The sequence below is a fragment of the Stenotrophomonas sp. YJH_SMC_82 genome (assembly GCF_059368875.1).
This window is the reverse complement of sequence record NZ_JCAFSE010000002.1, coordinates 696,443-709,035: the sequence shown is the minus strand read 5'-3', so window position 1 is coordinate 709,035 and position 12,593 is coordinate 696,443. Positions and strand designations below refer to the sequence as shown.

The window sequence follows — 12,593 nt, the reverse complement described above, 5'->3', positions numbered from 1 at the left end:
GCGAAGCAGTGCTTCGCAAGCAAAGCGCCCTCACCCCTGGGGACTTGGTCGCGGCATCCATGCCGCTCGCACCCCTGCCACCGGACCCACCACGCCTTCGACAGGTTCCTGAGGCCGTTGGTAGGTGTCTACCTTGGTCGACACGCTTTCCCAAGGGTCAGAAGGGGTTCAGTGCCACGCGCTGAATGCGCGGCCTGGACGGGTAGACTGTGGCTCTTGGTCCCATGAATCCCGGTTGCCCGATGTCCGCCAAATTCCGCTGGTTGCCCCTGTTGTGCCTGGCCCTGGCGGGCTGCAGTCAGCTGGAGAATCCGGGCAACGTGACCGCTGCCGACAAGGCAGCGCGGGCGCCGGCCAGTGATGGCGAGAACATGGTTTCGATCAATGCCGCCGACGCGCCACCGGCACCGGCACCACCGCGCAGCCAGGCGGGTCGGCCGTGGCCGCAGGCGCAGCTGGAAAATGGGCGTGCGTGGGTCAGTTGCAGCACGGAATATGCGGGCGATGCCGGCGACGGTGCCGAACTGCAAGGGCTGCAGCGCGAGCAGATCACCCAGGCCCTGGCGCCGTGTGCCGAGCGTGGGCTGATGCGCGTGCGTTACGCCGGCAAGATCAATCCGGGCTTCGCCGAAATGATGTGGCGGTTGGCGGTGGTCGCTGACGAACTGAAGATCCACAAGCGCATCCTCGACCTGGACTCCAGTGGTGGCCAGGTGGAGTCGGCGATCGTGGCCGGTGACAGCATCGGTGAATCGGGCTGGACCATCTGGGTGCGCGAAGGCTCCATCTGCCACAGCGCCTGCGTGTTCGTGCTGGCTGCCGGTGACAACCGCCTGCTGTCGGGCAAGGTCGGCATCCATCGCATGATGCGGATCAGCTCCAAGGCCACCTCGCGCGCGGAACTCAACCGCGAGCTGCACGAGGTCTACGACAACGTGAAGGATTACCTGCAGCGCAATGGCGTGGCGGTGGGCGTGGCCGATCTGATGATGACCGTGCCCAACCGCAGCCTTCGCCTGCTGACGCCGGATGAGCTGCGCCAGTACGGCCTGGATGGCACCAACGCGGTGCAGGACGATCTGGAACGGATCAAGCAGATGCGCGCCTGCGGCGATGACTTCGTGCAGCGCAAGGACGCGTTCCTGATCGCCTTCGACCAGCAGTGCAAGCGCGACGGCGCCGACATGGAATCGATCAACAGCTGCGGCCAGGCCCTGAAGCAGCGCTTCGGTTTCCCGGATGCGGTATGCCCGGACGAAAGCCCGCTGTCGGAGATCGATGTGGCGACGCTGCCACCGGCACCGTCGGAGCCGCCGCCGGTGGCCGAGCAGCCGCCAGCGAACACCGCCGCGCCCGCCGCGCAAGCTGATGCGGCAGCGGTGGAGGGCAACGCTCCGGCACGCTGACGGCGTAGTCACCGCGCTGGCGTAGACTGCGGTTCTCTCCAGAAAACCGGCGGTGTCCATGAAGCGCGTGCTCCTGCTGCTGTCCCTGCTGCCCCTGACCGTGTTGGCGCAGGCCCCTGCGCCGGCCACGCCCGCACCGGCCCCGGCACGCCCGGCACCAGCCTCGCCGGCAGCTGCGAAGCCCGCTACCGCCGGTTCCCCTGCGTTGACCGCTGCTCAACAGGCGCAGGTGCAGAAACAGGACGCGGAAATGGGCGCCGCCGCAGTGAAGGCAGCGCAGCTGGTCGACGCCAACCGCGCCGGCGAATTGTGGGATGGCGCTTCGGCCGTCGCGCGTCGTGCGGTGCCGAAGGCCGCTTTCGTCAGCCAGTTGGCCGCCGAGCGTACGCGCCTGGGTGCGCTGGCCGGGCGTGGCCAGCCGACCATCACCCGCGTCAAGTACAGCGCCGGTGCAGCAGTGCCGGAAGGGCTGTACATCAACGTCAGCTTCCCGACCCGTTTCGCCAACAGCGCACAGCCGGTGCGCGAGCTGGTCTCGTTCCGTTTCGACGAGGACCAGGTGTGGCGCCTGGCCGGTTACAGCCTGCGCGCGTCGGCACCCTGAGGAGGTGAATGATGGCAACTGAACTGACGATGCTGGCCTGGTCGGTACTGCTGGGCTTCGTGTACATCTTCGCCACCTCCACGGTGGTCACCCGCGAGCGCGGGATGAAGTGGAATGCTTCGGCACGCGATGGCGATGCAAAGCCGCTCAGCCCGCTGGCCGGTCGCCTGCAGCGTGCGCAGGCCAACTTCCTGGAGACCTTCCCGTTCTTCGCCGCCGCCGCCATCGCAGTGGTCGTGGCCGGGCGCGGCAACGACACCACGGCGCTGGCCGCGCAGGCCTACTTCTGGGCGCGCGTGGTCTATCTGCCGCTGTATGCCGCGGGCGTGCCCTACGTGCGCAGCCTGGTGTGGCTGGTGTCGCTGTTGTCGATCCTGGCGCTGGTGTTCGCACTTCTGTAAGTCGGCCTGATCCAGATCAAGGCCGCTCAGGCGCGCGGCGCTATGCTGGCGCGGACTGGATCAACGGCAGGAGGCGCGCATGCGCAGGTTGGACGTGGTGGTGGTCGGCGCCGGACCGGCGGGCTTGTGTTTCGCGCGTGCGCTGGCGGGCAATGGCCTGCAGGTCGGGCTGGTCGAAGTGCAGCCGCGCCAGGCGCTGGCCGAGGCCGCCTTTGATGGCCGTGAGATCGCGTTGACCCATGCCTCGCGGCAGAGCATGGAGCAGCTGGGGCTGTGGCAGCGCCTGCCGCACGCTGAAATTGCTGATCTGCGCGATGCCAGGGTGATGAACGGCGGCTCGCCGTTCGCGCTGACCTTCGCCAGCAGCCAGGTCGACGGCCAGCCGCTGGGCTGGCTGGTACCCAACCATCTGATCCGTCGCGCCGCGTGGGATGCCGTGCAGGGCCAGGACGGCCTGGAGCTGTTCGACGGGCGCAAGGTGCTGGGCGTGCAGGCCGATGCGCAGGGCCACGTGGTCAAACTCGATGACGGCAGCCAACTGCATGCGCGGCTGCTGGTGGCCGCTGACAGCCGCTTCTCCGCCACCCGCCGCATGCTCGGCATCGGTGCGCAGATGCGCGACTTCGGCAAGTCGATGCTGGTGTGCCGCATGCAGGTCGAGCGCGACCATCACCACACCGCCTGGGAGTGGTTCGGCTACGGCCGCACGATGGCGCTGCTGCCGCTCAACGAGGGCCAGGCATCGGCGGTGATCACGCTGCCGCCGCGGCAGATCGAGGCGCTGCTGGCGATGGACGAGGTAGCCTTCGGTGAGGCCATCAGTGCCTGCTTCGAACACCGCCTGGGCCGGATGCAGCCGGTGGCCACGCCGCAGGCGTATCCGCTGGTGGGTGTGTACGCGGATCGCTTCGTCGGCGAGCGTTCTGCGCTGATCGGTGATGCCGCGGTGGGCATGCATCCGGTCACCGCGCATGGCTTCAACCTGGGCCTGGCCAGCGCACAGCGGTTGGCGCAGGGCATCGTCGCGCAGCAGCGCCGTGGTGCCGACATTGCCGCCGCCGGCATGCTGGCCAGTTACCAGCGTGGTCATCGGCTGGCGTCGCGGCCGCTGTACGAGGCCACCAATGCGATCGCCAGCCTGTACACCGACGACCGTCGCCCGGCGCGCCTGCTGCGTGCGGCCGGCCTGCGCCTGGCGCAGGGCGTGGCACCGTTCAGGCAGCTGATTGCCTCGCACCTGACCCAGCGCGTGGCCTGAACAGCTTCAGATCAGCCTGCAGCCAGCACCCGGATCTGGCTGTCGGCGAATTCGACCACCTGGCCTGCGCGGATCTTGCAGGCCTTGCGCAGTTCCACTTCGCCGTCGACCCGTACCTGGCCCTCGCTGATGACCATCTTGGCCTCGCCGCCACTGGTGACCAGATCGGCCAGCTTGAGCAGCTGCTTGAGTTCGACGTAGTCACCGTCGAGGTCGAATTCGAGAATCTGCATGGAGCGGGGTTCCTGGGAAGAGGGCGCAGGCCAGCGGCCGGGCCGGGAAGAGGGCGCGTATTGTGCGCCAGCACGGGCCCGACGGCATCTGTAAGGAAAGCTGTATGCCTCGTTCAGCATCAATGCGGTATCATTCCGCTCTGAGCGAGTGAAATCTCCTCCGACCGAGCAGCGCCAGGGCACGCGATAAGAAGGGCGCCCAAAGCGCGGACCATCACCTTTTTTATCGCACTGCCAGGAAGACGGCAGTGCCTTCGGAGTTCCCCATGTCCCAAGATTCCCAAGCGCCGCTGCAGTTTGCGCAGCTCGGCCTGTCCGAGCCCGTGATGCAGGCCGTCACCGCCATCGGCTACGAAACCCCGTCGCCGATCCAGGCCGCCACCATCCCGGCGATGCTGGAAGGCCGCGACGTGCTGGGCCAGGCCCAGACCGGTACCGGCAAGACCGCTGCCTTTGCACTGCCGGTACTGTCCAACATCGACCTGCAGCAGATCAAGCCCCAGGCCCTGATCCTGGCGCCGACCCGCGAACTGGCCATCCAGGTTGCCGAGGCGTTCCAGTCCTATTCGTCGAAGATCCCCGGCTTCCGCGTGCTGCCGGTGTACGGCGGCCAGCCCTACGGCCAGCAGTTGTCGGCCCTGCGCCGCGGCGTGCATATCGTGGTCGGTACCCCCGGCCGCGTGATCGATCACCTGGACCGCAGCACCCTGGACCTGTCCGAGCTGAAGACGCTGGTGCTGGACGAAGCCGATGAAATGCTGCGCATGGGCTTCATCGACGACGTCGAAGCGGTGCTGAAGAAGCTGCCGGAGCAGCGCCAGGTGGCCCTGTTCTCGGCCACCATGCCGCCGCAGATCCGCCGCATCGCGCAGACCTACCTGCAGGACCCGGTGGAAGTGACCATCGCGGCCAAGACCACTACTTCGGCCAACATCCGCCAGCGTTACTGGTGGGTGAGCGGCATGCACAAGCTGGACGCGCTGACCCGCATCCTGGAAGTCGAGCCGTTCGACGCGATGATCATCTTCGCGCGGACCAAGGCCGGCACCGAAGAACTGGCCAGCAAGCTGCAGGCGCGTGGCCTGGCCGCTGCCGCCATCAACGGTGACATGCAGCAGGCCCAGCGTGAGCGGACCATCGCCATGCTGAAGGAAGGCAAGCTGGACATCCTGGTCGCCACCGACGTGGCCGCGCGCGGCCTGGACGTGGAGCGCATCAGCCACGTGCTGAACTACGACATCCCGTACGACACCGAAAGCTACGTGCACCGCATCGGCCGTACCGGTCGTGCCGGCCGCAGCGGCGAGGCGATCCTGTTCGCCACCCCGCGCGAGAAGGGCATGCTGCGCCAGATCGAGCGCGCCACCCGCCAGCCGATCGAAGAGATGCAGCTGCCGAGCGTGGAAGCGGTCAACGACACCCGCATCAACAAGTTCACCTCGCGCATCAGCGAAACCCTCGGCGCCGGTGGCCTGGACTTCTACCGCCAGCTGCTGGAGCGCTTCGAGAACGAGCAGAACGTGCCGGCCATCGAGATCGCTGCCGCGCTGGCCAAGCTGCTGCAGGGCGATACCCCGTTCCTGCTGCAGCCGCCGGTGCGTGCCCCGCGCGAAGAGCGCGCACCGCGCGAGCGCTTCGACCGTGGTGACCGCCCGGAACGTGGTGATCGCTTCGACCGCAACGAACGGGGTCCGCGCTTCGAGCGTGGCCCGCGCCGTGACGACGCCGAAGGTGGTTTTGAACAGCGTCCGCGCCGTGAGGTTCCGCCGCGTGGTGCACCGGAGCAGGGCATGGAGACCTACCGTATTTCGGTCGGTCACCAGCATGGCGTGAAGCCGGCCAACATCGTCGGCGCCATTGCCAACGAAGCCGGCCTGGAAAGCCGCTTCATCGGCCGCATCGACATCCACGACGACTTCTCGCTGCTGGACCTGCCGGCACAGATGCCGCCGGACGTGCTGTCGCACCTGCAGAAGGTCTGGGTGTCCGGCCAGCAGCTGCAGATGCGTGCGCTGGCTCCGGGTGAAGACACCAACCCGGCCCCGCGCCCGTTCAAGCCGCGCTTCGACAAGCGTGGCCCGGGCGGTGCGGGTGGCCCGCGTCGTGGCGGCCCGGGCGGCCATGGTGGCGACCGCGGCGGTGACCGCGACAGTCGCCCGCCGCGTCGTGACGGCTTCAAGCCGCGCGGCCCGCGCAGCTTCTAAGCCGCACCCGCAGCCGTCCACACCACCGCCAGCCCCCGGGCTGGCGGACAGAAAAAGGGGACGGAGGGGATTAAGTCGTATCTGGCTGGCCATGCGCCTGTGCCAAGAACGACTTAATCCCCTCCGTCCCCTTTTTCGCATGGCCCACACATTGCCGGTCCTAGGCTGGGCCGGTTCCTAAGGAGGTTGTCACCGCAGCACATTCAGGGGGATCCGGGATGGGTAGGAGTGGCACGGACCAACACAGCCGGCGGGTGCCGATGACCCGGGGGCTGGGACTGCGATTTGCGCTGTTGACCGGCATGGCGATCGGACTGGTCGCACTGTCCGCCCTGATCCAGGAACTGCAGGCGGCCTCTACTGCCTGGATCGCCGGCCAGGGCTACTGGTCGCGTGGCCAGCAGGATGCCACCGCCGCACTCAGTCGCTACCTGGCGCGTGGCGATGCCGAGGACCTGGACGACGCACGCCAGGCCCTGCAGGTGCCGTTGGGCGATCTGCAGGCGCGACTGGCGCTGGAACAGGCCGAACCGGACGAGGAGAAGGCCAGGCAGGGCTTCCTGCAGGGCGGCAATGCGCGTGCCGACATCCCACGCCTGGTGTTCTCGTTCCGCTACGCGCGCGACATCGGTGCATTCCGCGAAGCGAGCGCGTTGTGGCGGCAGACCGATGGCGACCTGATGGCGCTGCAGCGACTGATCGATGAACTGCAACTGCGGCACGACGGCGACCTGGTGCCCGTTGCCGCACGCGACCACTACCTGCAGCAGCTGCGTGACCTGGACCAGCGGATGAAGGTGCAGAGCCAGGCGTTCTCGCAGGCGCTGCTGCGGATGGCGACGCTGGTGAGGCTGGCCACGTTGATGGTGGCGGGCCTGTCGGTGCTGGCGATCAGCCTGATGGCGGTCGCCCTGGCGCGCCGCGTCGGCAAGGACCTGACCGAACACGAGAGCCGTTTCCGCGCGGCGTTCTACCAGGCCAACGTCGGCATGCTCAAGCTCGATGCCGAAGGCAAGGTGATCGAGGCCAACCAGGCGATGGCCGATATCCTCGACCATCGTCGTGACATGGTGCTGCAGCTGTCGCTGGGCGACCTGCTGATGGACGGCGAGCTGGTCATCGATGGGGTGGGCCGCATCGATTGGGACCGCCAGCTGCGTCCGAGCGAACTGCGCTTCCGCCGTCGCGATGGCAGCCTTGTCTGGGGCCGCTGGAGCGGCACCGGCGTGCGCAGCGCCGGCGGTGGCCTGTCGGTGTTCGCCATCATCGAAGACGTCAGCCAGAACCATGCACTGGCGCGCGAGATCGAGCACCACGCCAGCCACGACCCGCTGACCGGCCTGATCAATCGCCGCGAGATCGAACGGCTGCTGGAACGCGCGCTGCTGCAGGTGCGCAGCGAAGGTGGCACGCACGCGCTGTGCTACATCAACCTGGACCATTTCAAGCTGGTCAACGACAGCTTCGGTCACGCCGCCGGCGACCAGATGCTGCGCAGCTTCGCCGACTACCTGGTGGCGGCGGTGCGCGATGGTGACTGGGTGGGCCGGCTGGGCGCGGACGAGTTCGCCGTGTTCCTGGCCCATGCCGGGCAGGACGAGGCCAAGCGCGTGCTGCAGCGGGTAATCCGCAACCTGGGGCAGGCGACGTTCCCGGTCAGCGAAGGCAGCCCGCAGCTGAGCTGCAGCATCGGCGTGGTCGAGGTCAGCGCCGATGCGCCGGATGTGAACTGGCTGATGAGCGCCGCCGACAGCGCGTGCTATGCGGCCAAGCAGGCCGGCCGCAACCGCGTGCACTGCTTCAACGAGAACCGCATGGCGCTGGAGGAACGGCGCCAGGAAGCCGAGCGGCTGCAGGGCGTCAGCCTGGCCATGGCCGAAAACCGCATGGTGTTGTATGCGCAGCGCATCGCCCGCGTCGGCGATCCCTCCTACCTGCACTACGAGGTACTGGTGCGCATGCGTGGCAGCGATGGCAGCCTGCACCTGCCGGGCCAGTTCATGCCGGCGGTGGAGCGCTATGGCATGGCCGTGGCGCTGGACCGGCACGTGCTTGGCCTGCTGTTCCGGCACCTGCAGGTGTGCCCGGCACACGTGCGGCAGCTGGGCCTGTGCAATGTCAACGTCTCGGCGCAGTCGATCGCCGAGCCCGGCTTCCTCGCCTTCGTCTGCGACCTGCTGGAGCGCAACCGCGCGCTGGCCTCCAAGCTGTGCTTCGAGATCACCGAGACCGCTGCGATCAGCAACCTCAGCCAGGCGCGTGCCTTCATCGATGCAGTGAAGGCGCGTGGCTGCCGGATGGCGCTGGACGATTTCGGTTCCGGGCTGTCCTCGTTCGGCTACCTGCGCCAGCTGCCGGCCGACATCCTGAAAATCGACGGGGCCTTCGTGCGCGACATGGATACCGATCCGGTCAGCCATGCCACCGTGCGCGCGATCAGTGAACTGGGGCGCGAGCTGCAGATGGAGGTGGTGGCCGAATGGGTGGAGACTGCCGACGTCGCCGCCGCGCTGACCCGGCTTGGGGTGCAGGGCCTGCAGGGTTATGCGGTCGAGCGGCCGCAACCGCTGGAGCGGATGACCCTGGCCGACCTGCGGCCGGTGCGCCTGGTGGCGGTGAAAGGTCCGCCCGCCGCTGGCTGAACGCCCGTCGGCGACTTTGGTCTACACGTGGGCTGCAGCCGCGGCTGCGATAATGCCCGGCAGGGGCGACGCGCAGTGGGCGCGGGCGTAAGCAGGAACAGGACGTGGCGTGGGCGGCAGGCAGGGGCAGTACGGAACGGGAGCGGTGCTGGTCGTGCTGCTGGTGTGGTTGGCAATGCCGTGGCCGCTGTCGGCGGCCGTAGCCGAAGCCGGGCGTGACTACCTGCTGGTCGGTGCGGCGACCGATGAACCCACCCCGCATCGCGCATGCACGCCGGAGATGCTGGCGGGGCCACGGCAACAGGTGCAGGTGTCCGCGCCAGCGGGCGGCTGGTCGGGCCAGCCGCAGGCACTGGACGTGTTCAATGTGTTCGCGGGCGAAGTCCGCGTGCAGCATGGGGATCGCGAAATCTGCGGCAACATGCACGATGCCCGTACCCGTGATTCCCGGTTCCGCGCAGGCATCGGCCTGGTCGCGGTGCCGCCGGCGGGCAGCCATGAACCGTTCCTGGTGTCATGGCAGACGCCGCTGAAGGCGCGCTGGGTACCGACCCTGCGGCTGGGCGCGCCCAGTCCCGTGCAGCAGAACGATACCGCCCGCCTGCTGGTGCGCGCGGCCTGCATCGCCGTGGCAATCGCACTGGCGTTGTCGGCCCTGATGGCCTTCCTTACCACCCGCGACCGCAGTTTCCTGGTCTACATCGCCGGTACCGCCGTGCTGGTGCTGTGGCAGGCCATTCTCGGCGGGCTGAGCGGCTACCCCGAGCCATGGCTGCCGGTGGGTGAGCGCAGCGCGTGGTGGCTGCTGTCGTTGACCGCTGCATCCCAGGCGCTGGTGCTGCCCGCGTTGTGGCGACTGAACGGCGGCGACCGCCTGCTGCCGCGATCGCGCCCGGTGCAGCTGCTGGCGCTGTGGGGATTGCTGGCGCTGGCCGCGTGGGTGCCCTGGCTGCAGCGGGACAGCCTGGCCTGGGTGGCGCAGGGCCTGCAGGTGTCCTACCTGCTGGGCTGCGGCCTGGCATTGATGGCCGGGGTGTGGGCATGGCTGCGCGGCGACCGCTGGGCGCAGGCGGGGTTGGCGGCGCTGGCACCGATGCTGGTGTTGATCCTGGCCGACGCCTGCCGCGCTGCGTGGTTGCTGGAGTACCGCGTGGAGGCACTGCAACTGTCGGTGACCTGGCTGCTGATGATGGCTGCCTATGCGCTGAACCAGCGGCTGGGCCGCCTGCGCCAGCAGCGCGATGAACTTCGCCAGCTGGCCGAGACCGATGGCCTGACCGGTCTGCCCAACCGCCGTGCCGGGCTGCAGCAGCTGGCACGGCACCTGGAACGGGTTGATCGCGAGCGCGGCCCGCTGGTGATCGGTTTCCTCGATATCGACCTGTTCAAGGACATCAATGACCGCCATGGCCACGCCGTGGGTGACCAGGTACTGGTGGCGGTGGCACGTGCATTGCGTGCCGCGGTCCGCAGCCAGGACCAGGTGGTGCGGATGGGCGGCGAAGAGTTCCTGCTGCTGATGCCGGGCATGCCGCGCGAGGCGGCATCGGCGCGCCTGGATCGCCTGCGCCAGCACCTCACCGAGGCGGCCCGGGCGCTGCAGGTGCCCGGCCTGGAGGTCACCGCCAGCATCGGCCTGGCGCAGTGGCGGCCGGGCGAGGACGATCTCGCCGCGCTGCTGCGCCGGGCCGACCATGCCATGTACGTGGCCAAGCGTGCCGGCCGCAACCGGGTATTCGACGGCGAAGAACTCGATCCGCCGGCCCCGGCATGAAGCGCAGCGGGCGGGGATGCCGGATAATAGGGCGATGACCACCCGACTCAACAAACATATCGCCGACACCGGCTTCTGCTCCCGCCGCGAGGCCGATCGCCTGATCGCCGCCCGCCGGGTCACCGTCAACGGCCATCCGGCCGGCACCGGCGCGGTGGTGGGCGAGGAAGACCAGGTGCTGGTCGACGGCCAGCCGCTGCGCGCGCGCGTGGCCCGCAAGCCCGGTGCCCGCCGCCATGTCTACATCGCGCTGAACAAGCCGGTCGGCGTCACCTGCACGACCGAGACCTCGGTCAAGGGCAACATCGTCGACTTCGTCGGCCATGAACAGCGCATCTTCCCGATCGGCCGCCTGGACAAGGAGTCCGAAGGCCTGATCCTGATGACCAGCAACGGCGACATCGTCAACCAGATCCTGCGCGCCGAGAACGGCCACCAGAAGGAGTACCTGGTGGCGGTGAACAAGCCGGTCACCGACGAGTTCCTGCGTGGCATGGCCCGTGGCGTCCGCATCCACGACCAGATGACGCTGCCGTGCAAGACCTCGCGCATCGCCAAGTTCGGTTTCCGCATCACCCTGCAGCAGGGCCTGAACCGACAGATCCGCCTGATGGCGGCCGAGTTCGGCTATCGGGTGACCCAGTTGCGTCGCGTGCGCATCGACAACATCAAGATCGGTGCGCTGAAGCCGGGCCAGTGGCGCAACCTGACCGAGCAGGAGCTGCAGGGCCTGCTGCCGAGGCAGCTGGACTGGTAAACGGCTTCTGTAGAGCCGAGCCCATGCTCGGCTGCTCTTTTGTCCGGGTGCAGCCGAGCATGGGCTCGGCTCTACATCAGCTAGACTTCGCGGTGACCTGCCGGAACGTGACGCTGCATGATCAAGCCCGACAAGCCTGCCAATGAAGCCCTTCGGCTTGAGGCGCTGTACCGCTACCGTATCCTCGATTCGGAGCGTGAAAAATCCTTCGACGACCTGGTGGTGATCGCCAAGGCGGTCTGCGGCACCTCGATGGCGGCGGTGACCCTGATCGACGTCGAGCGGCAATGGTTCAAGTCGATCCAGGGCATCGATGCGGCAGAAAACCTGCGCAGCGAATCGATGTGCGGCCACGCGATCCTGCAACCGCAGCAGGTCATGGTGGTCGAGGACGCGCTGCAGGACATCCGCTTCCACGACAATCCGGTGGTGGTGGGCGATCCGCACATCCGCTTCTATGCGGGCGCGCCGCTGATCAGCTCCGATGGCCTGCCGCTGGGCACGCTGTGCGTATTCGATGCGCAGCCACAGCACCTGGCCAGCGACAAGGCTGAAGCGCTGGCGGCGCTGTCGCGGCAGGTGATGCTGGTGATGGAACTGCGCCGCTTCGCGCTCGACATCCAGAAACACATGCTGGAGCGCGATGACTACGAGCGACTGCTGTCTGAGTACCAGGACGTACTGCTCGCGCAGAATGCCGACCTGGCCGAACAGAGCCGCACCGACGCGTTGACCGGCCTGCCGAACCGCCGTGCGATGGCGGCAGCGCTGGAAGAGGCGGTGGCGGTGAACGGAGACCAGCCCGGGGCGGCCTGCGTCGCGCTGCTGGACATCGACCATTTCAAGCACATCAATGATTTCCAGGGCCACGCCACCGGTGACCGCGTGCTGGCCGAACTGGGCGTGCTGCTGCGTTCGCATTTCGCCGGTCGCGGCATGGCCGCGCGCTATGGCGGCGAGGAATTCGTGGCGGTGATGCCGGCTACCGACCTGCGCACCGCCGAACTGCAGTGCGAGTTCCTGCGCCTGGCCGTGGCTGATCTGCCGCTGGGATTCCCGGTCACGATCAGTATTGGTGTGGCCCAGCACCAGCCCGGTGAAAGCGTGGATGACACGCTGGCACGTGCCGACAAGGCGCTGTACCGGGCCAAGGGCAATGGCCGCAACCGGGTGGAAGTGGCCGGCTGAAGCATCTGCCACCCGCGCGGTAAACGGATGCCGCTCCAGTAGATCAACGCGACGCGTGGATGCTGTCACCGATTCACATCGCGTCGCAGCTCCTGCGATCAGAACCGGGCAGCATGATCCCCTGGT

Annotated in this window: 10 protein-coding genes; 9 read left to right on the top strand and 1 reads right to left on the bottom strand. The window is 67.9% G+C overall.

Translation table 11 applies throughout. From position 1 onward, the window contains the following. Nucleotides 1-242: 242 nt before the first annotated feature. The 4 genes from AC5P53_RS10975 (at nt 243) to ubiM (ending at nt 3,669) form a co-directional block, all read left to right on the top strand. Nucleotides 243-1,406: a hypothetical protein gene (locus AC5P53_RS10975; RefSeq protein ID WP_241886625.1), complete on the top strand. Its 1,164-nt coding sequence runs from the start codon at nt 243-245 to the stop codon at nt 1,404-1,406. Between the two features lie 58 nt (nt 1,407-1,464). Further along, on the top strand, nt 1,465-2,010 hold the full coding sequence (locus AC5P53_RS10970; protein WP_046429681.1) for a DUF4019 domain-containing protein: 546 nt from the start codon (nt 1,465-1,467) through the stop codon (nt 2,008-2,010). An 11-nt stretch (nt 2,011-2,021) separates the two neighbouring features. After that, nucleotides 2,022-2,411, top strand: coding sequence for an MAPEG family protein (locus AC5P53_RS10965; protein WP_046429692.1), 390 nt, complete (start codon nt 2,022-2,024; stop codon nt 2,409-2,411). Nucleotides 2,412-2,490: 79 nt separating this feature from the next. Beyond that, the gene (gene ubiM / locus AC5P53_RS10960; protein WP_014646462.1) at nt 2,491-3,669 is read left to right on the top strand and encodes a 5-demethoxyubiquinol-8 5-hydroxylase UbiM; all 1,179 of its coding nucleotides are present in this window, start codon (nt 2,491-2,493) and stop codon (nt 3,667-3,669) included. An 11-nt stretch (nt 3,670-3,680) separates the two neighbouring features. Here ubiM and AC5P53_RS10955 read toward each other — a convergent pair whose 3' ends face one another. After that, complete coding sequence (locus tag AC5P53_RS10955; RefSeq protein WP_014036469.1) at nt 3,681-3,902, bottom strand: RNA-binding S4 domain-containing protein; 222 nt, start codon at nt 3,900-3,902, stop codon at nt 3,681-3,683. 266 nt (nt 3,903-4,168) lie between these two features. Here AC5P53_RS10955 and AC5P53_RS10950 point away from each other — a divergent pair, with 266 nt between their 5' ends. The 5 genes from AC5P53_RS10950 to AC5P53_RS10930 all read left to right on the top strand — a co-directional run bounded on the left by AC5P53_RS10950 (nt 4,169) and on the right by AC5P53_RS10930 (nt 12,467). Beyond that, entirely contained in the window at nt 4,169-6,106 is a 1,938-nt protein-coding gene (locus AC5P53_RS10950; RefSeq protein ID WP_241886626.1) for a DEAD/DEAH box helicase, read from the top strand. Nucleotides 6,107-6,324: 218 nt separating this feature from the next. Continuing rightward, entirely contained in the window at nt 6,325-8,748 is a 2,424-nt protein-coding gene (locus AC5P53_RS10945) for an EAL domain-containing protein (protein WP_241886627.1), read from the top strand. Nucleotides 8,749-8,857: 109 nt separating this feature from the next. Next, the gene (locus AC5P53_RS10940; protein WP_049441532.1) at nt 8,858-10,522 is read left to right on the top strand and encodes a sensor domain-containing diguanylate cyclase; all 1,665 of its coding nucleotides are present in this window, start codon (nt 8,858-8,860) and stop codon (nt 10,520-10,522) included. A gap of 34 nt (nt 10,523-10,556) precedes the next feature. Next, nucleotides 10,557-11,279: a pseudouridine synthase gene (locus AC5P53_RS10935; RefSeq protein WP_014646467.1), complete on the top strand. Its 723-nt coding sequence runs from the start codon at nt 10,557-10,559 to the stop codon at nt 11,277-11,279. 117 nt (nt 11,280-11,396) lie between these two features. Beyond that, on the top strand, nt 11,397-12,467 hold the full coding sequence (locus tag AC5P53_RS10930; RefSeq protein WP_227863658.1) for a sensor domain-containing diguanylate cyclase: 1,071 nt from the start codon (nt 11,397-11,399) through the stop codon (nt 12,465-12,467). Nucleotides 12,468-12,593: the final 126 nt, after the last annotated feature.

Bases quoted from the DNA above. Each gene is read 5' to 3' on its own strand.
- AC5P53_RS10975 (WP_241886625.1), top strand. From the start codon at position 243: ATGTCCGCCAAATTCCGCTGGTTGCCCCTGTTGTGCCTGGCCCTGGCG.
- AC5P53_RS10970 (WP_046429681.1), top strand. From the start codon at position 1,465: ATGAAGCGCGTGCTCCTGCTGCTGTCCCTGCTGCCCCTGACCGTGTTG.
- AC5P53_RS10965 (WP_046429692.1), top strand. From the start codon at position 2,022: ATGGCAACTGAACTGACGATGCTGGCCTGGTCGGTACTGCTGGGCTTC.
- ubiM (WP_014646462.1), top strand. From the start codon at position 2,491: ATGCGCAGGTTGGACGTGGTGGTGGTCGGCGCCGGACCGGCGGGCTTG.
- AC5P53_RS10955 (WP_014036469.1), bottom strand. From the start codon at position 3,902: ATGCAGATTCTCGAATTCGACCTCGACGGTGACTACGTCGAACTCAAG.
- AC5P53_RS10950 (WP_241886626.1), top strand. From the start codon at position 4,169: ATGTCCCAAGATTCCCAAGCGCCGCTGCAGTTTGCGCAGCTCGGCCTG.
- AC5P53_RS10945 (WP_241886627.1), top strand. From the start codon at position 6,325: ATGGGTAGGAGTGGCACGGACCAACACAGCCGGCGGGTGCCGATGACC.
- AC5P53_RS10935 (WP_014646467.1), top strand. From the start codon at position 10,557: ATGACCACCCGACTCAACAAACATATCGCCGACACCGGCTTCTGCTCC.
- AC5P53_RS10930 (WP_227863658.1), top strand. From the start codon at position 11,397: ATGATCAAGCCCGACAAGCCTGCCAATGAAGCCCTTCGGCTTGAGGCG.